The organism is Pandoraea pnomenusa, from assembly GCF_000767615.3.
In the GTDB taxonomy this organism is placed as follows: Bacteria; Pseudomonadota; Gammaproteobacteria; order Burkholderiales; family Burkholderiaceae; genus Pandoraea; species Pandoraea pnomenusa.
In genome coordinates this window covers 4639963-4665119 of record NZ_CP009553.3, presented here as the reverse complement: position 1 = coordinate 4665119, position 25157 = coordinate 4639963, and the positions used below count along the sequence as shown (strand labels likewise).

The 25157-nt window shown below is 65.5% G+C and carries 20 protein-coding genes; 9 read left to right on the top strand and 11 right to left on the bottom strand.

The window, feature by feature from the left end; translation table 11 throughout:
• The first annotated feature begins 104 nt into the window (after nt 1-104).
• Entirely contained in the window at nt 105-1214 is a 1110-nt protein-coding gene (locus LV28_RS44865; RefSeq protein ID WP_023597608.1) for a tartrate dehydrogenase, read from the top strand.
• A 42-nt stretch (nt 1215-1256) separates the two neighbouring features.
• Here the strand turns inward: LV28_RS44865 and LV28_RS44860 are convergent, their stop codons facing one another.
• The gene (locus tag LV28_RS44860) at nt 1257-2180 is read right to left on the bottom strand and encodes a LysR family transcriptional regulator (protein WP_023597607.1); all 924 of its coding nucleotides are present in this window, start codon (nt 2178-2180) and stop codon (nt 1257-1259) included.
• A gap of 157 nt (nt 2181-2337) precedes the next feature.
• Between LV28_RS44860 and LV28_RS44855 the strand changes: the two genes are divergently transcribed.
• Nucleotides 2338-3444: an NADH:flavin oxidoreductase/NADH oxidase gene (locus LV28_RS44855; protein WP_038619753.1), complete on the top strand. Its 1107-nt coding sequence runs from the start codon at nt 2338-2340 to the stop codon at nt 3442-3444.
• A gap of 52 nt (nt 3445-3496) precedes the next feature.
• Here LV28_RS44855 and LV28_RS44850 read toward each other — a convergent pair whose 3' ends face one another.
• From LV28_RS44850 to LV28_RS44835, 4 genes are all read right to left on the bottom strand, one after another.
• Nucleotides 3497-4747 (bottom strand): sensor domain-containing phosphodiesterase, encoded by a 1251-nt coding sequence (locus LV28_RS44850; RefSeq protein ID WP_023597605.1) that lies wholly within the window; start codon nt 4745-4747, stop codon nt 3497-3499.
• Nucleotides 4748-5019: 272 nt separating this feature from the next.
• Complete coding sequence (locus LV28_RS44845; RefSeq protein ID WP_052408623.1) at nt 5020-6351, bottom strand: MFS transporter; 1332 nt, start codon at nt 6349-6351, stop codon at nt 5020-5022.
• Nucleotides 6352-6622: 271 nt separating this feature from the next.
• Nucleotides 6623-7954, bottom strand: coding sequence for an MFS transporter (locus tag LV28_RS44840; RefSeq protein WP_023597603.1), 1332 nt, complete (start codon nt 7952-7954; stop codon nt 6623-6625).
• Nucleotides 7955-8004: 50 nt separating this feature from the next.
• Complete coding sequence (locus LV28_RS44835; protein WP_023597602.1) at nt 8005-9675, bottom strand: GMC family oxidoreductase; 1671 nt, start codon at nt 9673-9675, stop codon at nt 8005-8007.
• A gap of 352 nt (nt 9676-10027) precedes the next feature.
• Between LV28_RS44835 and LV28_RS44830 the strand changes: the two genes are divergently transcribed.
• The gene (locus LV28_RS44830) at nt 10028-10900 is read left to right on the top strand and encodes an IclR family transcriptional regulator (protein ID WP_023597601.1); all 873 of its coding nucleotides are present in this window, start codon (nt 10028-10030) and stop codon (nt 10898-10900) included.
• A gap of 4 nt (nt 10901-10904) precedes the next feature.
• Here the strand turns inward: LV28_RS44830 and LV28_RS44825 are convergent, their stop codons facing one another.
• Nucleotides 10905-11693 (bottom strand): IclR family transcriptional regulator, encoded by a 789-nt coding sequence (locus tag LV28_RS44825; protein WP_048806823.1) that lies wholly within the window; start codon nt 11691-11693, stop codon nt 10905-10907.
• Between the two features lie 212 nt (nt 11694-11905).
• Between LV28_RS44825 and LV28_RS44820 the strand changes: the two genes are divergently transcribed.
• A complete protein-coding gene (locus LV28_RS44820) occupies nt 11906-12892 on the top strand; it encodes an AAA family ATPase (RefSeq protein ID WP_023873081.1) in 987 nt (328 codons plus the stop codon).
• A complete protein-coding gene (locus LV28_RS44815; RefSeq protein ID WP_038619758.1) occupies nt 12889-14628 on the top strand; it encodes a cobaltochelatase CobT-related protein in 1740 nt (579 codons plus the stop codon). The genes LV28_RS44820 and LV28_RS44815 overlap by 4 nt, the downstream gene beginning before the upstream one ends.
• A gap of 13 nt (nt 14629-14641) precedes the next feature.
• Here the strand turns inward: LV28_RS44815 and LV28_RS44810 are convergent, their stop codons facing one another.
• The 5 genes from LV28_RS44810 to LV28_RS44790 form a co-directional block, all read right to left on the bottom strand.
• Entirely contained in the window at nt 14642-15409 is a 768-nt protein-coding gene (locus LV28_RS44810) for a sulfite exporter TauE/SafE family protein (protein WP_023597597.1), read from the bottom strand.
• Nucleotides 15406-16446 (bottom strand): phosphate acetyltransferase, encoded by a 1041-nt coding sequence (gene pta, locus LV28_RS44805; RefSeq protein WP_038622043.1) that lies wholly within the window; start codon nt 16444-16446, stop codon nt 15406-15408. Before pta ends, LV28_RS44810 begins: the two co-directional genes overlap by 4 nt.
• A 74-nt stretch (nt 16447-16520) precedes the next feature.
• Nucleotides 16521-18353 carry a sulfoacetaldehyde acetyltransferase gene (xsc, locus tag LV28_RS44800; RefSeq protein WP_023597595.1) on the bottom strand — a complete coding sequence of 611 codons (1833 nt, stop codon included), beginning with the start codon at nt 18351-18353 and terminating at the stop codon, nt 16521-16523.
• Nucleotides 18354-18529: 176 nt separating this feature from the next.
• Nucleotides 18530-18919, bottom strand: coding sequence for a nuclear transport factor 2 family protein (locus LV28_RS44795; RefSeq protein ID WP_023597594.1), 390 nt, complete (start codon nt 18917-18919; stop codon nt 18530-18532).
• Between the two features lie 35 nt (nt 18920-18954).
• Nucleotides 18955-20388 (bottom strand): NAD(P)/FAD-dependent oxidoreductase, encoded by a 1434-nt coding sequence (locus LV28_RS44790; RefSeq protein ID WP_023597593.1) that lies wholly within the window; start codon nt 20386-20388, stop codon nt 18955-18957.
• A 299-nt stretch (nt 20389-20687) separates the two neighbouring features.
• Between LV28_RS44790 and LV28_RS44785 the strand changes: the two genes are divergently transcribed.
• The 4 genes from LV28_RS44785 to LV28_RS44770 all read left to right on the top strand — a co-directional run bounded on the left by LV28_RS44785 (nt 20688) and on the right by LV28_RS44770 (nt 25149).
• Nucleotides 20688-20888 carry a DUF3311 domain-containing protein gene (locus LV28_RS44785; protein WP_023597592.1) on the top strand — a complete coding sequence of 67 codons (201 nt, stop codon included), beginning with the start codon at nt 20688-20690 and terminating at the stop codon, nt 20886-20888.
• 120 nt (nt 20889-21008) lie between these two features.
• The gene (locus LV28_RS44780; protein ID WP_023597591.1) at nt 21009-22427 is read left to right on the top strand and encodes a sodium:solute symporter family protein; all 1419 of its coding nucleotides are present in this window, start codon (nt 21009-21011) and stop codon (nt 22425-22427) included.
• Between the two features lie 98 nt (nt 22428-22525).
• A complete protein-coding gene (locus tag LV28_RS44775) occupies nt 22526-24121 on the top strand; it encodes an amidohydrolase (protein WP_235210185.1) in 1596 nt (531 codons plus the stop codon).
• 5 nt (nt 24122-24126) lie between these two features.
• Complete coding sequence (locus LV28_RS44770) at nt 24127-25149, top strand: CobW family GTP-binding protein (protein ID WP_024788514.1); 1023 nt, start codon at nt 24127-24129, stop codon at nt 25147-25149.
• Nucleotides 25150-25157: the final 8 nt, after the last annotated feature.

Below are 25157 nucleotides of genomic sequence, written 5' to 3'. Positions count from 1 at the left end.
GATTCGTGGATAGTCGATTAACCAAATAGGGGATTTTATCCGTGATGGAATGGAATAACCTAGGGGCACGATTGGCAATGCCCCCAAACCAGGAGAGACTCACCATGACCGACACGTCCCAGCGCCCTCAGCGTCCGTTCAAGATCGCCGTGATTCCCGGCGACGGCATTGGCAAGGAGGTGATGCCCGAAGGCCTGCGGGTGCTCGACGCGGCCGGCAAGCGCTTCGGCATTCCCCTCGAGTACCGTCACATCGAATGGGCGAGCTGCGACTACTACGCCAAGCACGGCCAGATGATGCCGGATGACTGGAAGCAGCAGCTCGACGGCGTGGACGCGATTCTGTTCGGTGCCGTGGGTTGGCCCGAGACGGTGCCCGATCATATTTCGCTGTGGGGCTCGTTGCTGAAATTCCGTCGTGAGTTCGACCAGTACATCAATCTGCGTCCGGCGCGCCTGTTCGACGGCGTGCCGTCGCCGCTGGCGGGCCGCGCGGCGGGCGACATCGATTTCCTGATCGTGCGCGAGAACACGGAAGGCGAATACTCGTCGGTCGGCGGGGTGATGTTCGAGGGCACGGAGCGCGAGTTCGTCGTGCAGGAGTCGATTTTCACGCGTCACGGGACCGAGCGCGTGCTGAAATTCGCCTTCGACCTGGCGCAGCAGCGCGCGCGCAAGCACGTGACGGTGGCCACGAAGAGCAACGGCATTTCGATCTCGATGCCGTGGTGGGACAAGCGCGCCGCCGAGACGGCGGCGAAGTACCCGGACATCACCTGGGACAAGCAGCACATCGACATTCTGTGCGCGCGATTCGTGCTCAATCCGGATCGTTTCGACGTGGTGGTCGCGTCGAATCTGTTCGGCGACATCCTGTCGGACCTCGGCCCCGCGTGCACGGGCACCATTGGTATCGCGCCGTCGGGCAACCTCAATCCGGAAGGACGGTTTCCTTCATTGTTCGAGCCGGTGCACGGCTCGGCACCGGACATCGCGGGCAAGAACATCGCCAATCCGATCGGCATGATCTGGACCGCCGCGATGATGCTCGACTTCCTCGGCAAGGGGGAGGGGCGTGTCCGCGAAGCGCATGACGCGATCCTCGCGGCGATCACGCAGGTGATCAAGGACGGTCCGCGCACCGGCGACATGGGCGGGCGCGCGAACACGACCGAAGTGGGTCAGGCGATCGCCGCCGTGGTTGCCGGCAACTGAGCGCGATCGAGGCGAGCGAGGCGACGCAGGGGGAGGCGCGCCTCAGGCGCGGGCGCGTTGCAGCACGCGCTCGCCGCCGAACGCTCGCGGGCGCGGCGCGTCCACACGCTCGCGCAGCAGCGCAACGGCACGCTGCGCCCGAGCCGAGAGCGGCCATTCCGCGCGGTGAATCAACCACAGCGTATCGACCACCGGCGGGCCGCAGTCGACCACGCGAATCGCATCCTGCGACGCAAAGGCCTGTCGCGCGTATTGCGGAATGATGGTGAATCCGAGCCCGCGTGCGACGTATTCGAGCACCAGACTGATCTGATTCGTACACCCCTTGCCCGGGAGACTGCGCACGCCCGGATTGCCGGGAAACCGGCGGCTCAGCAGCCGCGTCGACATTGCTTCGCCGTCGGGATGGTCGATGAACCCGATGCGCTTCAGGTCCTCCCACCTGTGCACGTCTTCGCCTGCCGGCACCACAAGTTCGAGCGGCTCCTGCGTGAACGGGCTGGCGCTCAGCCGCGCGTCTTCAGGGCGCAATGTCACGAGGCCAAGCTCGAAGTGATTCTGCAACACGCCTTCGAGCACCTCGCGATCGGGCGCGAAGCGATGCTTCACGACCATGGCCGGATTGGCCTGCTGCATGTCGAGCAGAATGGGGCACAGGTACAGGCCGATGCTGCCGGGCGTGATGAGCGTCACCTCGCCGCACTCGTCGTCGGCATCGTCCAGTCGCGAGCGCAGATGCCGTGCCGCACACTCCACTTCTCGGCAGTACGTGAGCAGCGCCTGCCCCCCGGGAGTGAGCTCGATGGCGCGCGGCCGACGCACCAGCAACGGACCGAACTCCTCCTCCAGATGCTTGACGTGCTGACTCACGGCAGCCTGCGTGAGGCCCAGGCGATCGGCCGTACGGGTGAAGTTGCCGAGCTCCGCGAGCGTGGCGAACGATTTGAGCCACTGAGGATTGACCATAACGAAGTGTTATCAAATTGATAATGTGCAGGTGGTTTTTATTATAGCGATATGCGGCTACCATGGCTTGCGTCGACCCTGTCCGGTCGAGGCGCCGCCGGAGCCGAGGGCTTGCCGCGGCGAGCGCCGCATTCACTGACACCACCGAGATTTCTTCATGTCCGCCTTGTTTTCCCCCTTTGAACTGAAACGCGTCAAGCTGCGCAACCGCGTGGCGATTCCCCCCATGTGCCAGTACAGCGCCGTCGACGGCGTGACCAACGACTGGCATCTCGCCCACTACAGCGGGCTCGCGCGCGGTGGCGCCGGGCTGGTCATCGTCGAGGCGACCGCCGTCTCGCCGGAGGGGCGCATTTCGCCGGGATGCACCGGTCTGTGGAACGACGTGCAGGCGGCCGGCATGGCGCGCATCGCATCGGCCATCAAGGCGCATGGCGCCGTGCCCGGCATTCAGATCGCCCATGCGGGACGCAAGGCGAGCGCCAACCGTCCGTGGGAGGGCGACGACCATATCGCCGAGGACGATCCGCGCGGTTGGCCGACGATTTCGCCGTCGGCCGTGGCGTTCGGCAAACACCTGGGCAAGATGCCCAGGGCCATGACGCTCGACGACATCGCTCGCGTGAAGGCCGACTTCGTGGCGGCGGCGCGTCGTGCGCTGGCCGCCGGTTTCGAGTGGCTGGAGTTGCACTTCGCCCACGGCTATCTGGCGCAGAGCTTCTTCTCGGTGCATGCGAATCACCGCGAGGACGCCTACGGCGGGGACGCCGCAGGTCGTGGCCGCTTCCTGCTCGAGACGCTCGCGGCGGTACGCGAAGTGTGGCCCGAGCATCTGCCGCTGACCGCGCGTTTCGGTGTAATCGAGTACGACGGCCGTGACGAGCAGACTCTCGCCGAGTCGATTGCGCTGACGCGTCAGATGCGCGAGGGAGGCCTCGATCTGCTCAACGTGAGCGTGGGCTTTTCGACGCCTGACGCCAAGATTCCCTGGGGCTCCGCGTTTCTCGCGCCGATCGCCGAGCGTGTGAAGCGCGAGGCCGGCATTGCCGTGGCGTCGTCGTGGGGGATCGACGATCCGCACGCGGCCGAGCGCGTGGTGGCGGACGGCCAGATGGACCTCGTAATGGTCGGACGTGCGCTGCTCGCCAATCCGCACTGGCCGTATCACGCCGCGCGCGAACTCGATGTGGCGCGTCCGTCGTGGGTGCTGCCGGCGCCATACGCGCACTGGCTCGAACGTTACCAGGTGCAGCGCGCCGCCTGAGCGGCGGCAACGCGCGTCGTGCTGCCGCTCTCAGGCGGCAGCATTTCGCGCGCTACCAGTTGATGTCGACGCAGAGCACGTGCAGCCCTTGCTTCGCAGGCGACGCAATCGACGCCGTCACGCACAGGTGCGCTTCGTTGATGGAGAGATAGGGCGGGGTGAAATGCACTTCGCCGGGCGCGCGCATGGCCTCGATGAAGTACGGCCGTCGCGCCCAGTTCGCGCCTTCCGAATGCAGCAGCGGGCGAAAGCGCTTGGCACGCTGCGACGAATGGCTGTGTGGCAGCACGTTGTCGCCGATCTGCCGTCCGGCGGCGTCGAGCAGGAAGCACCGTGCCGCGTCGGGCAGTGCCAGCAGCTCGTGCGTGGCGGTGCGCAGATCCTGGCCCTGTGCCATACGGGCGGCGGCGGCCTCGATGCCGGCCACGTACGGCGCCAGGCGCGCATGCTCGGCGCGCTCGCGCTCGACCAGCTGCGTGCGCAGCGACGACGAGAGGGCGTCCATGCGCTCGGCGGCGACCTTGGGCGGCACCGGGTCGACGTCAGGCGCCGCGAAATATTGCCCCTGCACGAAGTCGACGTTGCACTCCAGCGCGATCAGCGCTTCGCGATCGGACGTGAGGCCGCCCATCATCACGAGTTGCCCCGATTCGTGCAGCAGCGACACGAGCCCGGGCAGTACCCGCGCCAGATGTGTCTGCTCCGCGGCCTGGGCGAGAATGCCCCGGTCGAGCACCACGATATCCGGACGCAGATCCCACACCCGGTCGATGTTGGAATGCTTCGCCCCGAAACCGCCCAGCGCGATCAGGAATCCCGCCTTGCGCAGACTGCCCACGATGGCGCCGAAGCGCGGTGTGTCGCCACCGGCCTGCTCCGGCACTTCGAGCACCACGCGCTGCGGCGACAGACCCGTGGCCTTGAGCGTGGCGATGAGCGCGTCGCCGTAGACGGTATCCATCAGCGCGGCCGGATGCAGGTTCAGGAAGAGCCACGCGTCGCGGCTGTCGAATTCGTGGAAGTTGCCCAGATGCAGCGATTCGGCGAGCCGGCCCAGCTCCAGCATGTCGCCGTGACGCGCCGCCAGCGTGAACACTTCGTGAGACGGCACGTGTCGGCCCTCGGCGTCGTGCGCGCGCAGCGAGGCGTGATAGCCGATGGCGCGCCGGTGCGACACCGAGAATACGGGCTGAAAGACGCTGCAAATCGTGAAGTCGCCGTAGATGACGATGCGCCGGCCGTCGTCGGCCGCCGTCATGCGGGGGGGCAGCAGGCCAGGGGCGTCGAGATCTGTCATGTGCATGGTGGAAGCGGGCGCGGGGGCGTCAGTGTTATGTACAGAATAGGTGAGCAAGAACCGTGCTCAAAGGCGTCCGGCGACGCCCGCGCTATTGTCCGCGATTTTTCGCCGGTGTTGTGACGCATCGCACCACACCGCGGCGCGAGCGCACCAAGGTGGGGCCTGGCGCCGCCCTCCGCGCCTTCATGCCCGTGGGGCGTAGTACCGCGGCTTGCGTGGCACCGTCCGCATCGCTCGTGGGCGCCCGTGGGCGCCCATCATCGCCGGGCGTCCGATCAGGGTGCGAGCATCTGTGCGCGTCGTGCCACGCGAGCCAGCGCGAGCGCGCAGGCGACATTGAAGACGTGCAGCCCGCCGGGGCCGAGCAGGGTCACGAATACCGACGCGATCATCGGCCCGAGGATGCCGCCGACCGAGAACAGGATGAGCAGCGTGGCGCTGACCGCCACGCGCCGTTCAGGCTCGGTCCGGTCGTTCACGTGCGAGACGATCAACCCGTACTGTGTGAAGTTGGCGGCGGAGAAGAGAAACATGAGCACGAACACGAGCCAATGCGCCTGAATGACGATCAACGGCACGCAGAACGCCGCGGCCGCGAGCGCCAGCCGGCGCGACAGGGTGCGCCGGTCCATGCGATCCGACAGGCGTCCCACTGGCCATTGCATGAGCAGCGCGCCGAACAGGGCGACGCCCATCAGCGTCGACAGGCTGCCGATGGAAAAGCCGATGCGGGTGAGGTAGATCGGCATGATCGCGTAGAAGGCGCTGTACAGGAACCCCGCCAGAATGCAGCCTGGGATGGCGATCGGCGTGGCACGCGCCATCTCCGCAACGCTGTCGAACAGGCTGACGGCGGGCTGCTTGACGAGCCGTTCGTCGGCCACGCGCGTGGGCCAGCCTTGCATGAGCGTGATGGGCAGAATGGCCGCGACGAACAGACCCGCAACGAGCAGGAGCTGGCCCTCGCTGCCCGCCTCGCCCACGTTGAGCAGAAACTGACCGGCGCTCACGGCGAGGTAGTTGATCGTCAGGTAGGAGCCGAACACGCGCCCGCGCATGGTATTGGGCACCGAGCCGTTGAGCCAGCTCTCGACCGTGGTGTACATGCCCATGAGGGCAAAGCCGGTGCCCAGCCGAAGCAGACACAGCATCGGCACTGATTCGCTCACTGCGAATCCCATCACGAACAGCGCCGCGAGGGCGGTGAACGCCACGAAGGCCCGATGCTGGCCGATGCGCTCGATGAGCGTACGGTTGTAGAACGCGCCGAGCAGGAAGCCGCCGTAGTAGCATGACTGGATCACGCCGATGGACAGTGTCGATGCGCCGAACTTCAGTGCATGGAAGGGCACGGCGGTGACGAACAGGCCGTTGCCGACCACGAGTACGCCATAGGCCAGCAGAATCCCCAGGAGCGCCGGGTAGATGCTGATGGGCAGCGGCACGGCATCGGCGGGCGCCGGACCGGGCGGCGTGGGCGGTGCGCCCAGCAGCGACGCCTCGGAGAGTGGGCCGGGACGGTCGGGTTCGTCCTCGGCCGGGCCGATCGTCGTGGCCGGGGCGGCCAACGTTTCCAAAATGTCGTCGGGCGACGGATCTCGCTGCATGCTGTCCTGCGGGCCGGAGAGTGGGGGGCAATGGCGTTCACACGTGCCACACGTGCCACAGGTGCCGCAATGCTATGCACTGCAAAGCAACCGCGCTCGCGGCACACGTGAGCGATACCCCGTATCTTCGCACGAGATCGGCCATGGGCACGGCAAAGGACCAATGACAAAGGGCGTGTCCCGTTACAGGACACGCCCTTTACGCGTTGGTGGCTTTCGTGCTTCGTGCTTCGCGCCGATGCCTCACATCTCACGGGCGCTCATCGACGGCTCACGAGTGCTCCGTCGCGCCGGCGCCATGCCACACCTGCTGCCGGCGCTTGCGGCTGCCGATCCACGCGGCGGATAGCGCGCTGACAAGACCCGAGCAGAGCACGTAGATGCAGATCATCCAGGGGTCGCCGCCGTTCTTCTGCAGCAAATAGGTGGCGATCACCGGCGTGAGGCCGCTCGCGAAGATGCCCGAGAACTGGTAGACGAACGAGATGCCGGTGTAGCGCACCTTGGCGTCGAACAGCTCGGCGAAGAGCGCCGCTTCCGGGCCATAGATCGACGCGTAGATGACGCCCAGCGGAATCACGATGGACAGCCAGACGAGCATCACGCTGCCCCCGCTCGCCTTCATCAGCCAGAACCCGGCGAACGACGACAGACCGGTCGCGAGCGAGCCCCAGAAGTAGATGCGCGTGCGTCCGATGCGATCCGAGAGCTTGCCGAAGAAGGGGATCGTGAAGATCATCACGAACGCGGCGGCCATCACGCCGGTGAGCGCTTCCGTTCGCGAGAGATTGAGCGTCTGGGTGAGATACGCGATCGAGAACACGCCGAAGATGTTGAAGAACACGCCGTCGATGAAGCGCGCGCCCATGCCGGCGAGCACGTTGCCCGTGTTGCGCGTGAGCACCTCCGCGATCGGCATCTTGATTTCGGCGCCGGCCTTCTTGATCTTCGAGAATTCAGGCGTCTCCATCACGTTCAGGCGGATGTACATGCCGATGGCCACGAGCGCGACCGACAGGAAGAACGCCGCACGCCAGCCCCACGCCAGGAATTGCGCATTGGTCAGGGTGTAAGAGAGCACCGCGACGACGCCCGAGGCGAGACACAGGCCGAGGGCGAGGCCGACTTGCGGGATGCTCGCGTAGTAGCCGCGCTTTTCCTTCGGCGCGAATTCGAACGCCATGAGCACGGCGCCGCCCCATTCCCCGCCGAGCCCGATGCCCTGCAGCACGCGAAGCAGGAGCAGCAGCACCGGCGCCCAGATGCCGATCTGCGCGTAGGTGGGCACCAGGCCAATGAGCATCGTGGCGATCCCCATGATGGTGAGTGTCATCACGAGCATGCTCTTGCGTCCGAGCTTGTCGCCGAAGTGCCCGAATATCACGCCGCCCAGCGGCCGGCTAAGAAAGCCCACGGCGAACGTGCCGTAGGCGAGCATCGTCGAGATGAGCGGGTCGCCCGACGGGAAGTACAGCTTGTTGAAGACGATGCCGGCGACAACGCCGTAGAGGAAAAAGTCGTACCACTCGATGGTGGCGCCGATGAGGCTGGCGACGACGACACGGCGCATCTGCCGCGCGTCGGTCTGGGTCGATGCATTCATGGAAGTCTCCGGATCTTGTAATGGTGTTGGGCTGACGCGAACATTCCTGGCTAAACCGTTACCGCAACGTTTGCCACCTCCGCCGGCGCCTCCTCGCTGCCGCGGATTTCCTGCATGCCCGACGCCTGTTTTCTGTCTTCGAGAATCATGTCGGCCGCTTTCTCGGCAATCATGATGGTCGGTGCATTGGTGTTGCCCGACACCAGCTCGGGCATGATCGATGCGTCCACGACGCGCAGCCCCGCGAGACCGTGAACGCGCAGGCGGTCGTCCACCACCGCCATGGCGTCATGCCCCATCTTGCAGGTGCCCGCCGGGTGGTAGATCGACTGGCTGAACTGCCGCGCCGCCGCAAGCAGTTCGTCGTCGCTCTGGTACTGCGCGCCAGGGATGAACTCGCTCGTGATATGGGGCGCCAGCGACGGCGCGGCAGCGATGCGGCGCGCGACCTTGATGCCGTCGATCACCACGCGGTGGTCGCGTTCGTCGGACAGATAGTTGGCGTGAATCGCCGGGTATTGCAGCGGATCGTTCGAGACGATTTCCACGCTGCCACGGCTGAAAGGGCGCAACTGACACACGGACGACGTGAATGCCGAGAAGCGATGCGCGCCCTGGCCCGGCTTGTCGGCCGAGAGCGGCTGCATGTGGAACTGGATGTCTGGGCGCGTCAGACCGGGGCGCGAACGCGTGAAGATCGTCACCTGGCTCGCGGCCAGCGTGAGCGGGCCGGTGCGGAACAGCGCGTATTGCAGTCCGATGAGCGCTTTGCGCAGCGGATTGTTGACCTCGTCGTTGAGCGTGCGCTCACGCGTCTTGAACACCAGGCGCACTTGCAGGTGGTCCTGCAGGTTCATCCCGACGCCGGGCAGCGCGTGACGCAGCGCCACGCCAGCCTTGGCCAGCACGGTGGTCGGGCCCACGCCGGAGTTCTGCAACAACTGCGGCGACCCGATGGCGCCTGCCGCGAGAATCACTTCGACGCGGGCGCGGGCCTTCTTGCGCTGACCGTTCTGCAGATACTCGATACCCACGGCGCGCCTGCCCTCGAACAACACGCGGCAGGTCTGCGCGCGGGTCTCGACAATCAGGTTGCGGCGATCGCGCACGGGCTTCAGGAAGCCTTTGGCGGTGCTCCAGCGAAAGCCCCTGAAGGCCGTTTGCTGGAAGTAGCCCACGCCTTCCTGCGTCGCGCCGTTGTAGTCCGGGTTGAAGGGAATGCCGATGTCCTTCGCGGCGGCAATGAAATGCTCCGCGATGGGACGGCGCAGCCGCAGGTCGGAGACCTTGAGCGGGCCGCCGACCCCGTGGTATTCGCTCTCGCCGTGCTCCTGATCCTCCGACTTGCGGAAGTACGGCAGCACGTCGGCGTAGCGCCAGCCGTGGTTGCCGAGCGCGGCCCAGTGATCGTAGTCCTCGCGTTGGCCGCGCACATACAGCAGGCCGTTGAGCGAACTGGAACCGCCGAGCACCTTGCCGCGCGGCCAGTCGATACGGCGGCCCGCGACGTTCGCGTCCGCTTCGGTGCGATAGCACCAGTCCAGCGCCGGGTCGTGCATCGTCTTGAAATAGCCGACCGGAACGTGAATCCATGGATTGCTATCGGCGCCGCCGGCTTCGAGCAGCAGCACCCGGTTCGCGGGATCCGCGCTCAGGCGGTTGGCAAGCACACAGCCTGCCGAGCCCGCACCGACGATCAGATAGTCGACCTCATGTTCCATACCGCCTGCCTCCTGCCTCGTACTTCGTCGAATGGATGAAACGATTCGTTTCGGATTGTTTCGATCCAATGTCGACGAGCACCGCAAAAATGCCAAGGAAAATTCGGCGAGCGCGGGCGAATTGAAACGGATTTCGCGCTTGCTGTCTCAGAAAAAGGCAATTGCTGCGCCGCATCTGCGGGGTTTTACTAGGGTGGCGAAGCCGATGCGACAACCCTCGTAGCGGGCGTCGGACGCGCGCTGTCCGCGCTCGTCGCGGGTTATCCCGAGGCTGATGATTGTTAAAAAATTGGTATATTTTGTTTCTTTTATTGCGTGCGACGGTGTTTGGGCGACGGGCCTGGGAGGCGCTATGCGCGAGACGGTGACGCTGGACGACGGGGATTTGCGGGCGAGCGAGGAGGCGCGCAATTTGCGCGCGCTCGCCGTCATCGAGCGATTGGCGATGGCCGGGCAACCGTACACCCTGTCGCAACTCGCCACTCGCTTGTCGATTCCGAAGGCCACGCTCATGCGTCTGATCGAGGCGCTCGAAGTTTGCGGTTACGTTTCGCACGTGCCGGATTCGCGTGGCTCCGAACGCGGTCTGTCGCTCGGGCCGCGCGCCGCGCGGCTGGCGCTCGTCACGCTCGCCAACAACAATTTCACCCGTGCCGCGCGCTCACTGTTGCGCGCACTGGTTGACCGGGTGGGAGAGACCGTCAATCTGACGGCCCTCGACGGCGACGAAATTCTCTACATCGAGCGTGTGGAGACCAACGAACCGCTGCGCATGCAGATGCACCCGGGCATGCGCGTGCCGTTGCACTGCACGGCGAGCGGCAAACTGTTCCTCTCGCAAATGCCGGCGGCCGAGCGACGCGCGGTGCTCTCGCGACTGACGCTCAAGCGCATGACGCCGCGCACGATCACCGACGTGAGCTTGCTCGAAGCCGAGCTGGATCGGCTGGCGGCGCGAGGCATCGGCATCGACAACGAGGAGTTCGTGCGCGGCATGGTGGCCGTGGGCGTTCCCGTGCGGGCGCCGGAAGACGGCCACATTCGCGCGGTGCTCGCCGTGCATGGGCCGACGGCGCGCGTCACGCTGGAGCAACTGCTGGGTATGGTGCCGACGTTGCGCGAGACCGCAACGGCGCTCGCACCGCTGCTCGACTGGCAGCGGGCAAGCAAGATCGAGGCGCTGGCGAAGAAGGCGGAAGCGGAGCGGGAGAAAGAGAAGGCCTGACGCGTCAGAACGTTCCGGCCAGTTCCTTCGCGGCTTCCTGCAGGCGCGGCACGAATTCCATCGCCTTGGACAACGAGGTGCGCGAGACCGGCGCATGCACGGCCACGGCGGCAATGCAGGTGCCGTCTTCCTTGAGGACGGGCGCTGCCACGCAGGCGATGCCCAGCACGAACTCCTCGTTGTCGACCGCAATGCCCTTATGCGCAATGCGATCGAGTTCGCTCTCCAGCAGTTCCGGATCGGTCAGCGTGTTCGGCGTGAAGCGCTGCAGCTTCATGGCGCGCAACAGGGCGCCGCGCTGCTCGCGCGGCATCATCGCGAGCAACAGCTTGCCGCTCGCGCTGCTGTGCGCCGGTACGTGGGAACCGGGCTTCAGATCGAGACGCAACGGCCACGGCGCTTCCATGCGGTCGAGGTAAAGCACCTCGGTTTCGTGAAGCATCGTGAGATTGCAGGTCTCGCCGAGATCGGCCACGAGGCGTCCGAGAATCGCATGTCGCATGCGGCGTGCGCCTGCCTGCATCATCACGCCCAGGCTCAACTGCGCCAGGCGCGGACCGATCACATAGGCATTCTTCTGGCCGGGCTCGCGAATCACCAGCCCGCCGGCTTCGAGCGAGCCAAGCATGCGATGCAGCGATGCCTTCGGCATCTGAATGTCGTGGGCCATGTCCGCGAGCGAGACGGGAGCGTCGGCGGCGACGAGATATTCGAGCAGCGCGAAGGCCCGCAGGGTCGGGGTGTCCGCCTTGTTGTCGGCCGGGTTGTCGTGCTGAGTCGCTGCGTCGTTCATATGCGCCGTTCCGGAAAATGGATCAGCGGTATTGTACCCAAACGGGTTCTCGAACGGCATGGGCAAGGTTCCAATGCGTTTCAGTTCGCCTGAATGTAGACGAGCGTCCCGGCATCGTCAATCAGTGTTTTAATTATTCGGAACGAATTGTTTCTAAAAATGGTTAACGTTATGATGCCTTGAAACCGCATTTGAACCAGGAGAGGGACGTGATGGAGACCGCCACCCAACAACCGGATCGCACGGTCGACGCCCGCGCCGTATTCGGCATCGATACCGACCTGCAGGTCCCGGCGTTCAGCGAGCGCGACGATCACGTGCCCGAGATCGACACGGCCTACCGCTTCAACCCCGATGTGACGCTGGCGATTCTAGCCGGCTTCATGAACAACCGGCGCGTGATGGTGCAGGGCATGCACGGCACGGGAAAATCCACGCACATCGAACAGGTCGCCGCACGGCTGAACTGGCCGTGCGTGCGCGTGAATCTCGATGGCCATATCAGCCGGCTCGATCTGGTGGGCAAGGACGCGATCGTCGTGCGCGATGGTCATCAGGTCACCGAATTCCAGGAAGGGATCGTGCCGTGGGCGTTGCAGCGCCCGGTGGCGCTGATCTTCGACGAGTACGACGCGGGGCGTCCCGACGTGATGTTTGTGATTCAGCGCATTCTGGAGCGCGACGGCAAGTTCACGCTCCTCGACCAGAATCGCGTGATACATCCGCACCCCGGATTCCGCATGTTTGCCACGACGAACACGGTGGGCCTGGGCAATCTCAACGGCCTGTACCACGGCACCCAGGTGCTCAACCATGCGCAGATCGACCGCTGGAACGTGGTGGCTACCCTCAACTATCTCTCGCGCGAGGACGAGGCCGGGATCGTATTGGCACGCGTGCCTGCGCTCGACGACGAGGCGGGTCGCACACTGATCGATTCGATGGTGAGCGTGGCGGAACTCACGCGCAAGGGCTTCGCCACGGGCGATCTGTCCACGCTCATGTCGCCGCGCACGGTCATCAACTGGGCGGAGAACGTGGGCATCTTCCGAGATGCCGGACTCGCCTTCCGTCTCACCTTCCTGAACAAATGCGACGAAGCGGAGCGCGCGGTGGTGGCGGAGTACTACCAGCGGGCGTTCGGCCACGAGCTGCCGGCGAGCGAGGGCGGGCGCTCGCTGCTGGCCGATGCGTCATGACGATCTCCGAGCGCGAGGCGGCCCGGCGCGCCGCACGTGGCGAGGCGCTGTGCGCCGCGACCGTGCGCGCGCTGACGGGCGACGCCGCGCTGCATTACAGCGGCGCGCGCCTGTGCCGGAACATGCGTCCGCTGCCGTTGCATGCCCCGCATTTGCAAACATTGCCCGGACCATCCGATCCGTTGGCGACGCTGCGCGGTGCCGCCGACGGTGCGGCGCTCCGATTGCGCCACAGCGACGCCGGACTGCATCGCCGCCTGCAGCCGGAGGCGCCGCTGGAGCGGTTGCTTTTCGAGTGGCTCGAGCAGTTGCGATGCGAGACGTTCATTCCGCCCGGCATGCCGGGCGTTGCGCGCAATCTGCGCGAGCGCTTCGAGGCGTGGTCGCGCGCGATGCATGTCACGGGCGTGGCCGACAGCCATGTGGGGCTGTTGCTCTACACCGTCGCGCAGATGAGTTGGTCGCGGCTCACGGGCCATCCGGTGGTCGAGGACACGGAAGGGCTCATCGAGGCGACCCGCATGGCGATCGCCCCGCGCATCGGCAGCGCGCTGGCGGGCATGCGCCGCACGCGCGCCGACCAGGCCGCTTATGCAGTCCACGCGCGCGAGCTGGCCGCCGACATCGCGGGGCTGATTCGTGCGGCGGGCGGTGAACAGGCACACGAGGCGTCTCGGGACGAGGAAGACGAGAAGGCCGTGCGCAACGCCTTTTCGTTGTTCCTCGACTTCGACGAGCAGGAAGACGACGGCATCACGCTTGCCCACTCCGGCGACAGCCGAGTGCTGAAAGCTTCGGCCCAGGGATATCGCGTTTTCACGACTCGCTACGACCGCGAGTTGTATGCGGGCACGCTCGTGCGGCGCGCGCTGCTGACCGAGTTCCGCGAACGGCTCGACGAGCGCATCGTCGCGCAGGCGATCAACGTGCCGAGGCTGGCGCGTGCGCTCAAGGCCGCACTGGCCGTGCCGCAGCGAGACGGATGGTCGTTCGGCGAGGAGCACGGACGTATCGACGGCCGCCGGCTGGCCCAACTGGTCAGTTCGCCCGCGGAGCGGCGCCTGTTCCGGCTCGAGAAGCACACGCTGATCGCCGAGTCCATGGTCACGTTCCTGATCGACTGCTCCGGTTCGATGAAGGCGCAGATCGAAGCCGTGGCAATGATGGTCGATGTGTTGTCCCGGGCGCTCGATGCGGCCGGCGTGACCAACGAGATCCTCGGCTTCACCACGGGGGCCTGGAACGGCGGGCGTGCCCGCACCGACTGGCTTGCGCGCGGCAGGCCGCCATACCCCGGTCGTCTGAACGAAGTCACGCACCTCGTTTTCAAGGACGCCGTGACCAGTTGGCGTCTTGCGCGAACCGATATCGCGTCGCTGTTCAAGGCCGACCTGTTCCGTGAAGGCGTGGACGGCGAGGCGGTGGTGTGGGCGTGCGATCGCCTGCGTTCGCGCACGGCCAACCGCCGTTTGCTGATCGTGATTTCCGACGGCAGTCCCATGGACGCCGCCACCAACCAGGTCAACGATGCACATTACCTGGATCATCATTTGCGTGAGGTCGTGGCACAGCAGCAGGCGGTGGGCGACGTGGAGGTGCTGGGGCTCGGCGTGGGACTCGATCTGAGCCCGTACTATCGCAACTCGCTCGCGCTGGACCTGACGTCGCCGCCCGACATGACCTTGTTTTCGCGGCTGGTCGACTGGATCGGCAGTGGCGGGCGTCGCGGGCGCTGACACCCGCGCGGTGTCACAGCATTTCCAGCAGCGCGTTCACGATCAGGTGGGCGCCGAGCAGCATGAGGGTCACGAAGGCCAGGCGCCGCGTGGTCACACCGGAGAGCGGCGGCGGGTGGCGACGTGCGAAGAGCGTTGCGAACGTCACGACCGGAAGCGCGACCGCCGCCTGCCACCACATCGCCGCCGGCAACTGGCCGGCGAATGCGCTGTACGCCGTGCGGATCGATGCCGTGACGGCGAACAGCAGGATCAGCGCGCAGCGAATCTGCGCCATCGTGAGCGGTTGCCGATAGAAATAGAAGATCAGCGGCGGGCCCGAGATGCCGAACATCCCACTGAGCAGTCCGCCGAAGATCCCGCTGAGGAAAAATCCCGTGTCGCCCGATCGCTCGGCCTTGGGCGCCGGGCGCAGGGCCGAGCCGATGCCGCCGTACAGCACCACGGCGCCAAGCAGCAGATGGAGCACATTCGACGCGGTACCGTTCAGATAATCGAACAGCAGTACGCCAACGACCACGGACGGCACGATGCCGAGCGTCGCCGCGCGCACGGCGCGCCAGTCGATCTGGTCGAGCGTGCCCGGTAGTGCGAGCGCGCTGTTCACGAGCGTGACCAGGCTGACGAGAATGGCCACGCTCGCCACGGGGGCGAGACCGAACCCGCTGGCCCCGCCCAGAACGATCATGCCGAGCCCGAATCCCGTCACCGTCTGAAAATACGTGGCGAAGCCGAGCAGCAGCATCAACGGCAGATAGCCCTGAACCACCTGCAGGGTCATGGCCGCATGGCCGGCGGCGGGGTTCCGGTGAGCTTCGCGCGTGCGGCCTGTGCCTGAACACAGGTCACGCCGATCACGTAGTAGATGTCGTCGGCACTGCAACCGCGCGACAGGTCATTGGCAGGGCGATTCAGTCCTTGCAGAAGGGGCCCGATGGCCTTGGCCCCACCGATGCGCTCGGCGAGCTTGTAGCCGATGTTGCCGGCGTCGAGGCTCGGAAATATCAGCGTGTTGGCGTGTCCTTCGACCTGCGAATGCACGACCTTGCGCTGTGCGATCTCGGAGACGATGGCGGCGTCGAGTTGCACGTCGCCGTCAATGGCGAGTTGCGGACGCGCCTCCTTGACGAGCCGGGTCGCTTCCACGACCTTGTCGACGGCGGCGTGTTTCGCGCTGCCGCTCGTCGAGAACGACAGCATGGCCACGCGCGGCGGCTCCATGAGCAGCGCGGCGGCGCTGTCGGCCGCGGCCAGTGCAATCTGCGCCAGTTGGGCGGCGTCGGGATCGACGACGAGGGCGCAGTCGGAGAAGATCAGGCCGCCCTTCATCGTATGGAACGGTTCGCAGAGCATCATCAGGAAGAAGCTCGACACGAGCTGGAACGACGGTTCGATGCCGATGATCTGGATGGCCATGCGCACCACGTCGGCCGTGGTGTTGACCGCGCCGGCGACCGAGCCGTCCGCGTGCCCGAGCCGCACCATCATGTTGGCGAAGCCCAGTGGCATGCGCATTTCCTCGCCTGCCTGGGCACGTGTCATGCCTTTCCTGGCGCGCATCGAATACCACATTTCCGCGAAGGCGTCGGTCATGTCCGAGGTGGCGGGGTCGACCAGTTCCATGCCGGTCAGGTCGACGCTGGCCGCGTCGGCGGCGCGTTGCGTCTTGCCGATATCGCCCACGAGCACGATGCGCGCGATGCCGTCGCGCGTCGCGCGAGCGGCTGCGTGCAGCACCCGCTCGTCTTCGGACTCGCACAGCACGATGCGCATCGGTGCGCGGCGCGCGGTATCGATGATGCGATTGATGGCTTTCATGATGTCGAAAAAGAAAAAAGCGCCCCCGGCACCCACAGAGCCGGGAGCGCTGTCACACGACTGACGTCAGGCGCTCAGACGTAATCCTTGTACTTGTCGAGCATGCGCACCGGCTTGGAGAGTGCGTCGCGGCGGAACGGATCGCCCAGTTCGCGGGTGCACATGATCTCGATGATGGTCGTCTTGCCGTGGTTCATCTGCAGGTCGATGGCCTTCTTGAGCGCGGGACCGACGTCTTCCAGACGATCGACCACGATGCCCTCGGCGCCCATCGCGCGGGCGATGTTGGCGAAGCTCGGGCTGTCGAGTTCGCCGGCGACGAAGCGACGGTTGTAGAAGTCCACCTGGTTCTTCTTCTCGGCGCCCCATTGACGGTTGTGGAACACCACGGCCGTGACCGGAATGTTGTGACGCACGCAGGTCAGCGTTTCCATCAGGCTCATGCCCCAGGCGCCGTCGCCGGCGTACGAGATGGCCGGACGGTGCGGTGCGGCCACCTTGGCGCCGATGATCGTCGGGAAGGCGTAGCCACAGTTGCCCCAGCTCATTGCCGCGAAGAAGCTGCGCGGCTTGTTGAAGCGCAGGTAGCTGTTGGCGACCGAGTTGATGTTGCCGATGTCGGTGGAGACCATGACGTCCTCCGGCATCGCTTTTTCCAGCTCGCGCAGCACTTGACGCGGGTGCAGGTACTCACCCCCGTTGAAGGTCTTCTCGTGCTTCTGCTCCTCGATCATGTCGAGGCTGTACGGGTCGCGCTCGTGGGTCCACTCGTCGAGTTCCTTCTCCCAGGCGGCCTTTTCCGAGGCGATCTGGTCGGCACGCGCGGCGCGCGTGGCGTCGCAGGCGAGGGTGCGTTCGGCCAGGCGTTGCGACAGCGCGATGGCGGCAGCCTTCGCGTCGCCGCAGATGCCCACCGAGATCTTCTTCACGAGGCCGAGCATCTTGTGATCGGCGTCGATCTGGATGATCTTGGCTTGCTTCGGCCAGTAGTCCATCCCATGCTGCGGCAGCGTGCCGAACGGTCCGAGACGCGAGCCGAGCGCGACGACCACATCGGCCTGCGACAGCAGCTTCATGGCGGCCTTCGAGCCTTGATAGCCGAGCGGGCCGCACCACAGCGGATGATTGGCGGGGAACGAGTCGTTGTGCAGGTAGCTGTTGACGACCGGTGCGCCCAGGCGTTCGGCGAGGGCCTTGCATTCCTCGACGGCGTCGGCCATGACCACGCCGCCGCCAGAGATGATGACCGGGAACTTGGCGTTGGCGAGCAGCTCCGCGGCTTCGTTCAGGCGCTCTTCACCGCCCGCGCCGCGATCCAGGCGCTGCGGACGCGGAATCTCGGCCTTGATCTGGCCGTAGAAGTAATCGCGCGGAATGTTGAGTTGCGTCGGGCCCATTTCGGCCATGGCGCGGTCGAAGCAACGGCCCGTGAATTCGGCCATGCGGGCCGGGTGAGTCACATGGCCCTGATACTTCGTGAATTCCTGGAACATCGGCAGCTGCTTGGCTTCCTGGAAGCCGCCCAGACCGATGCCCATCGTGCCGGCTTCGGGCGTCACGATCACGACCGGGCTGTGCGCCCAGTACGCGGCGGCAATGGCCGTCACGCAGTTGCTGATGCCGGGACCGTTCTGGCCGATCACGACACCGTGGCGGCCCGACACGCGGGCATAGCCGTCGGCCATGTGACCCGCACCTTGCTCGTGGACCACCGGAATCAGACGAATGCCGGCCGGTGCGAAGATGTCCATTGCATCCATGAAGGCCGAGCCCATGATCCCGAACATTTCGCTCACGCCGTTGGCGACCATCGTTTCAACGAATGCCTCCGAGGGCGTCATCGTTTGCGGACCGGCGTCGGACGCGGTCATTTGCTGGGTGGCCGTAGCCGGATCTTTGGCGTTCATGGGTGTCTCCAGTAAAAATTAAACGGAACAAATTATTCCGATTTAGTTGCTTAGGTGGAAATCTAGGCGATCTGAGTGTTATGGTCAATCAGTATTTTTATTATTTGGTACGTTTTGTATTAAAAAATGAGATTGACCGTCGCCGTGGCGGACTTCCACGATGTGCCGAGGGGATATCAGAACGCCGGACGGTCCTTCCGGAACGCGTTCTTCACTTCGATCTTGCCGTCGCGCAGGGTGAAGACATCCACCATGCGGGCTTCCACGCGCGAGCCGTCTGCCTTGGTGCCCCGGAAGGTCGACTCGGAGACGCCGCGATCGCCGGTGACGAAATGCACGCCCTCCGTCCACGAGGCGTCGGGGAAGTTCTCCCAGGCCGACTGGAAGGCCGCGCGTACGGCGTCGCGGCCTTCGAAGGTGCGCCCGAGCATGTCGGGCCCGGCCACCGCATGGAACACGCAGGTGTCGGTCATGCAGGCCATGAGGGCGTCGATGTCGTGACGATTCCAGGCGTCGTTGAAGGTCTTGAGCAACTGGAGATCGGCGGATTCGTTCTGAGTCGTCATTGCAGTTTCCGGATAAGGCAAGGGAGAAATAGGGCTCAACGCGCTTCGTCCTGCGCGTGGTACCGCTGGTAGAGGAAGCGTTGGCCGATGCGGCGGAACGGGGCGAAGCCCTGCCACTGCACGGCGCCGAACACGTTCGGGTATTGGAGTGCCGAGTCGTAGATCGGCAAGTTCCACGACGGATCGCGTTGACCGGCGATGCGCTGGGCGAGGCGGCGCCCGGCGTGCGCGGAAAACGACACGCCGTTGCCGCCGTAGCCCACCGCATAGAACAGGTTCTGGCGCGGATCGGGTTGCGTCACGCGCGGCATCATGTCGTGGCTCACGTCGACCCATCCCCACCACGAGTAGTCGATGCGAATGCCCTTGAGGGCGGGGAATTTGCGATGCAGCCCTTCGACGAGCACGGCCATGTGTTTCGGATTTTGCGCATCGGCGCCCGTGATCGAGCTGCGGCTGCCGATCTGCAGGCGGTTATCGGGCAGCAGCCGGTAGTAGTAGCGCAACGTGCGCGTATCCGTAATGACTTCGTGGGTGCGGAAGTTCGTCGCGGCGATCTCGTCGGGGGTGAGCACGCGCGTGACGAGCGAGTTCGACAGGATCGGCATGATCTTGGCGCGCAGGGCTTTGGTGACATCGTTGCGCGTATACCCGCCCGTGGCGAACGCGACCGCCTTGGCGCGCACCACGCCGCGCGGCGTGCGCACGTGATGCACGCCATTGATCGTCTCGACGCTCAGGACCGGCGTGGACGGATGCACGCGGGCACCGAGCGCGCGCGCCATGCGCAGGTAGCCGAACGCGAGCTTGAGCGGATGCACGCCGATGCCATCGGGCTCGTGCAGCGCGCCGCAGTTCTCCTGATCGTCGACGTACTGTTCGCTCACGTCGGCGCGCGAGAGGATGCGAGCGTCGTAGCCGAACACGTCGCGCATGACCTTGGCTTCGTTGCGCAGGAACTCCATCTTGCGTTCGCGATGCGCGATGTACAGGTGGCCGCCCGGCTGCGGTTCGCACTCGGGGACTTCCGCGATGAGCGACTTGAACGTGTTGAAGCCCTCGCGGATCTCGGCGTCCAGGCGAAGCGCGGTTTCCTTGCCCCAGCGCGCGATCCATTGCGAGCGATACAGGCGCCCGCTCGCGTTCTGCCCCTGACCGCCGTTGCGGCTGGTACATCCCCAGCAGGTGCGGTTGGCCTCGAGCACGGTGGCGCGAATGCCGTGCTCCCGGGCAAGGAAGAGTGCGGTGGACAATCCGGTGAAACCGGCGCCGACGATGACCACGTCGACATCGGCGTCGCCGACGAGCGGACCGTCGTCTTCCGGCGGTTCCCCGGCGGTAGCGACCCAGTAGGTGGGCGCATAGTCCATCCCGAGACCGGGACCGGACGAGACAAGCGGATCGTAAAGCGGATCGTATGGCGCGGCTTCGGCGCGACGATCCAGCGTGAAGGATTCAATCGTACCCACGGTAAGCTCCCTGACGGAAATGAGCCAATACTGCCAAGAACATTTTCCGGGGATTAGTACCACCGCCGCTTTGTGATGGTGCCAGCAGGAGACGGCCCCGCAGTGGCCTTTGCGCAGGGGGCGTCCTCATTGCTGGCACCAAAGTTTTCTGCCATGTGGCTCTAAACGGCACGATTTTTGGCCGGGGATACTGGGCCAGACAACCGACCCCGCACGTGCGTCACGCCGATGGGTCTCGCGGGCACTGGCGCCGTGCACCCCCGCACGTCGAACCACGACTCGCGAAACGGAGACAGGACATGCTCAGATTGTTGATTGGCCTTGGGGTGCCGTATCTCGGCGTCGTCGGACTGCTGCCCTGGGCGGCGTCCGTCGAGCGCTACATCCTCGGCGTGCCGTTCATCTACGGCTGGATATTTCTGTGGTTCGTGCTCACGTCCGGCTGCCTGTGGCTGTGCTGGACGCTCTTCGACCGGCACACCGCCGAGGAACCCGCCTGACGGTCCGCGGCCGTCTTCGCGCGGCGAATTCCCGGCACACGCCGACCGGCGTGATGTCGCCGATGGCGCGCCCGACCGCAATCGAGCGCGCCCCGTTCCGAGATTCCGGAGATTGCGTCAATGGCAACCCTCATCTTTGCCGGCTTCATTCTGTTGTCGGTCTATCTTGCTTTGCGTGCGCGCGGTGGACGCGGTCCGCAAAGCGTCCATGACTTTTTCGTGGCGTCGCGCCAGTTCGGCGCGTGGCTGGTGTTCTTCCTCGCGGCCGGCGAAATCTACAGCATCGGCACCATGGTCGGCTTCCCGGGCGGCATCTATGCCAAGGGGCCGACCTATGGCGTGTGGTTCCTCGGCTACATTCTGCTGGCGTACCCGGTCGGCTACTTCCTCGGCCCGAAGATCTGGGACGCGGGCAAGCGCTACAACGCCATCACGCTGCCCGATCTGTTCAAGGGGCACTTCAACAACCGCTTCCTCGAACTGGTCGTGGCGATCACGGCGATCGTGTTCCTGCTGCCGTGGGGCCAGTTGCAGTTCACCGGCCTGGTCGCCGCGCTCAAGGGGTTGGGGTGGAATTTCCAGCCGTTGTGGCTGATCTGCTTCTCCGCCATGCTGGCGTTCGTCTATATCGCGATTGCCGGGGTGCGGGCATCGGCCTATATCGCGGTGCTCAAGGACGTGCTGATGGTCGCGGCGATCGTCATCACCGGCGTGGCCGTGGCGTGGGAGTCGGGCGTGACGCCGGTATTCCAGGCCGCGAGCCAGCACGTGAGCAACGCGATGAGCACGCAGCAGCTCACGTTTGCCATGACGACCATCGTGTTCCAGTCGCTGGGCATGTACGTGATGCCTTTCGGCGTGCAGAACTTCTTCACGGCCAAAAGCGCTTCGACGATCCGTCGCACGCAGATCGCCATGCCCCTCTACATGCTGATGTATCCGTTCCTCGTGCTCGCGTCGTACTACGCGATCGCGCAGAACATTACGCTCGCTTCGCCAAACGAAGCGTTCTTCGCCGCCGTGACGCAGCTGTTGCCGTCGTGGCTGGTCGGACTCGTTGCCGCCGGTGCGGCGCTGTCGGGCCTGCTGGTGCTTGCGGGCATCTGCCTCGCGCTGGGGCCCATCGTCACGCGAAACATCCTGTCCGGCATGCCCGAGCACCGTCAGAAGGCCAGCTCGAAGGTGGTGATCGTGCTGTATCTGCTCGGCTCGATCGTGCTGACGCTGCTCACGCCGAATCTCATGCTCACGCTCATCAACATGGCGTACTACGGGGTGACGCAGTTCCTGCCCGGCGTGATCGCGGTGGTCTTCCGCATGCGCGTGCGGGCGACGGCCGTCGCGGCGGGCGTGCTGGCCGGGCAGGGGCTTGCGCTCGTGCTCTACTACAAGAATCCGGACCTCGGCGGGGTGAACCTCGGGCTGATCTGCCTGGTGGTCAACGTCGTGGTGATGTCGGTGCTCAACGTGATCCTCGGCGGCCGCCGCGCCGAATCGATGGACGCTCGCGTGGGCACGCTTTCCACCTACAAGAAGTGAAGATGACAGACAGAGCAGACAGAGACGCCGGCGCAGCGCAGGACGTCACGGCGAGCCGAGACGATATCCGCGTCTACGTGGCGCGCAAGATCCTGACGATGAACCCTGCGCAGCCCGTCGCGACGCACGTGGCCGTGCGCGACGGTCGCATCCTCGCCGTGGGCGGATTGCAGGAAATGCGTCGCTGGACCGACGCCGCGCCCATCGAGACGCTGCACGACAAGGTGCTGATGCCGGGTCTGGTCGAGGGCCATTGCCATTTGATGGAAGGCGCGATGTGGGACGCGGTTTATGTCGGCTACTACGACCGGCGCGGCCCCGATGGGCATCTCTGGGAGGGGCTGAAGACGCCCGTGGCGGTGCTCGACCGCCTCAGGGCGGCGCTGCAACGCATGACCGATGACCACAAGCCGTTGCTCGCCTGGGGTTACGATCCGATCTTCTTCGAAGACACGCCACTGGTCGCGCGCGATCTCGATGGCGTGTCGGTCACGCGTCCGATCGCGATCCTGCATGCCAGCGTGCATTTGATGAACGTCAACACGGCAATGCTCGAGCTCGCGGGCATCGACGGCGACACTGACGTCGAGGGCGTCGTGATGGGGGAGGACGGCGAGCCGACCGGCGAGCTCCAGGAGTTCGCCGCCATGTTCCCGGTGTATCGCGTGATCGGCGAGGGGTTGTCGATTGCGGCGAGCGAGAGCACGCGCGCCATCTGGAACTTCGGGCGCGTGGCGCAGCTCGCCGGCGTGACGACCGCGACCGATCTGGTCAACGATCTCACGCCCACGGGTAACGCCAACCTGCACGAAGTCACCCGGGACCCGGCGTTCCCGATCCGCATCGTGCCCGCGTTCGCGCCGCAGCGCTGTCCGGAGGGCGGACCGCAACGGGTGCTGGAAGCCCGCGAGGCCAACACCGACAAACTGCATTACGGCCCGGTGAAGTTCATCGTCGACGGATCGATCCAGGGATTCACGGCGAGGTTGCGATGGCCCGGCTATCACAACGGCAAGCCCAATGGCCTGTGGCTGATCCCACCGTCGCAACTCGTCGAGACATTCATGCCGTTTCATGCGGCAGGCCTGCAATTGCACATCCACACGAATGGCGACGAGGCGACGGAAGTCGTGCTCGATGCGCTCGAAAAGTTGCTCGCGCTGCATCCGCGCACCGATCATCGCCACACGTTGCAGCACTGCCAGATGGCGGACCTGGCGCAGCTCACCCGTGCGCAACGCCTCGGCTTGTGCGTGAACTTCTTCGCGAACCACGTCTACTATTGGGGCGATGCTCACTACCAGCAGACGATGGGACCGGACCGTGCGAACCGCATGGACGCGGCAGAGATCGCCCGCCGGATCGGTTTGCCCTTCGCATTGCATTCCGACGCACCGATCACGCAGCTCAGCCCGCTGTTCACTGCGTGGTGCGCGGCAAAGCGCGAGACGTCGTCGGGCCGCTTGCTCGGCGAATCGCTGCGGCTGCCGGTCGACGACGCGTTGCGCGCCATCACCATGGGTGCGGCGTTTTCGTTGGGAATGGACCATCTGATCGGCAGCATCGAAGTCGGGAAATATGCGGACTTCGCGGTGCTCGACGCAGATCCTTACGAAGTTCCGCTCGACGACCTGCGACAGATGCCCGTATGGGGCACCGTGCTCGGCGGCGAGATCTTCCGCGCGCCGGCGTGAGGCCGATGCGACACGATGACCGTGCGGGGATGGCGTCGGCGGCCGCGAAACAGGCCGCCGATCCGGGAGCGAGGGCCCCGCGCCCGCCCATTCCGATGATCGTGCTGGGCGGCTATCTTGGCGCGGGCAAGACGACAATCGTCAATGCACTGCTGCGCAACGCCGACGGCTTGCGCGTGACGGTGCTCGTGAACGACTTCGGCGCGATCAACATCGATGCCTCGCTGATTCGTGAGCGCGGCGACGACGTGATCGGTCTCGAGAACGGCTGTGTCTGCTGCACCATCGGCGGACGCCTCGTCGAAACGCTGATCGCGCTTGGCGAGCGCGAGGTGCGCCCCGATCTGCTCGTGATCGAGGCGAGCGGCGTGTCCGACCCGATGCGTATTGCGCAGGTGGGGTTGCTCGATCGCGCCTTTCGCCTGCACGGCATTGTCGTGGCCGTGGATGCGAGCGGCATTGACGACACGCTCGACGACCGTTATGTGGGCGATATCGCGCGCAGGCAGATCGCGGCGGCGAGTACGCTCGTGCTGACCAAGGCCGATCTCGTCACGCCGGACGATCAGCAGCGAGTGAGGGCGCGACTGTCATCGCTCGGGGCGACGCAGATCGTCGTGACGGCGGACAATGGCGTGGTCTCGCCCGCGATTCTGTTTCCGGACGACGCGCTCACGATACCTGGTCTGCTCACCCCACGGCCATTGCGCCGGTCCCGCGACGCGCTGCCCGAGGGATTGCGCGCCTTCGACTGGCAGACGGACGGCCTGATCGACCGCGAGCGATTGAAGGCGGCGCTGGCGTTGTGCCCGGGCAAGCTCCTGCGGGCCAAGGGGTTCGTGGCGCTCCCTGGCGAGCGCATGAGCGAGATGCATGCGGTCGGCGCCCGCGTGGCGTTCACACGACGACCGGAGATGTCGCGCCGCCCGTCGCATATCGTCGTCATCGGCGTGCTGACCGACGAGGAGATCGTGCAATTGCGATCGGCATTTCGGGCGTCGACACTTCCCGGCGACGCCGCCGCCTGACGAACCGC

Coding starts and splice junctions, on each gene's coding strand:
- LV28_RS44830 (WP_023597601.1), top strand. CDS start 10,028: ATGCGCGAGACGGTGACGCTGGACGACGGGGATTTGCGGGCGAGCGAG.
- LV28_RS44820 (WP_023873081.1), top strand. CDS start 11,906: ATGGAGACCGCCACCCAACAACCGGATCGCACGGTCGACGCCCGCGCC.
- pta (WP_038622043.1), bottom strand. CDS start 16,446: ATGAAAGCCATCAATCGCATCATCGATACCGCGCGCCGCGCACCGATG.
- LV28_RS44810 (WP_023597597.1), bottom strand. CDS start 15,409: ATGACCCTGCAGGTGGTTCAGGGCTATCTGCCGTTGATGCTGCTGCTC.
- LV28_RS44835 (WP_023597602.1), bottom strand. CDS start 9,675: ATGGAACATGAGGTCGACTATCTGATCGTCGGTGCGGGCTCGGCAGGC.
- LV28_RS44785 (WP_023597592.1), top strand. CDS start 20,688: ATGCTCAGATTGTTGATTGGCCTTGGGGTGCCGTATCTCGGCGTCGTC.
- LV28_RS44770 (WP_024788514.1), top strand. CDS start 24,127: ATGCGACACGATGACCGTGCGGGGATGGCGTCGGCGGCCGCGAAACAG.
- LV28_RS44860 (WP_023597607.1), bottom strand. CDS start 2,180: ATGGTCAATCCTCAGTGGCTCAAATCGTTCGCCACGCTCGCGGAGCTC.
- LV28_RS44865 (WP_023597608.1), top strand. CDS start 105: ATGACCGACACGTCCCAGCGCCCTCAGCGTCCGTTCAAGATCGCCGTG.
- LV28_RS44855 (WP_038619753.1), top strand. CDS start 2,338: ATGTCCGCCTTGTTTTCCCCCTTTGAACTGAAACGCGTCAAGCTGCGC.
- LV28_RS44850 (WP_023597605.1), bottom strand. CDS start 4,747: ATGCACATGACAGATCTCGACGCCCCTGGCCTGCTGCCCCCCCGCATG.
- xsc (WP_023597595.1), bottom strand. CDS start 18,353: ATGAACGCCAAAGATCCGGCTACGGCCACCCAGCAAATGACCGCGTCC.
- LV28_RS44795 (WP_023597594.1), bottom strand. CDS start 18,919: ATGACGACTCAGAACGAATCCGCCGATCTCCAGTTGCTCAAGACCTTC.
- LV28_RS44815 (WP_038619758.1), top strand. CDS start 12,889: ATGACGATCTCCGAGCGCGAGGCGGCCCGGCGCGCCGCACGTGGCGAG.
- LV28_RS44845 (WP_052408623.1), bottom strand. CDS start 6,351: ATGCAGCGAGATCCGTCGCCCGACGACATTTTGGAAACGTTGGCCGCC.
- LV28_RS44840 (WP_023597603.1), bottom strand. CDS start 7,954: ATGAATGCATCGACCCAGACCGACGCGCGGCAGATGCGCCGTGTCGTC.
- LV28_RS44775 (WP_235210185.1), top strand. CDS start 22,526: ATGAACCCTGCGCAGCCCGTCGCGACGCACGTGGCCGTGCGCGACGGT.
- LV28_RS44780 (WP_023597591.1), top strand. CDS start 21,009: ATGGCAACCCTCATCTTTGCCGGCTTCATTCTGTTGTCGGTCTATCTT.
- LV28_RS44825 (WP_048806823.1), bottom strand. CDS start 11,693: ATGAACGACGCAGCGACTCAGCACGACAACCCGGCCGACAACAAGGCG.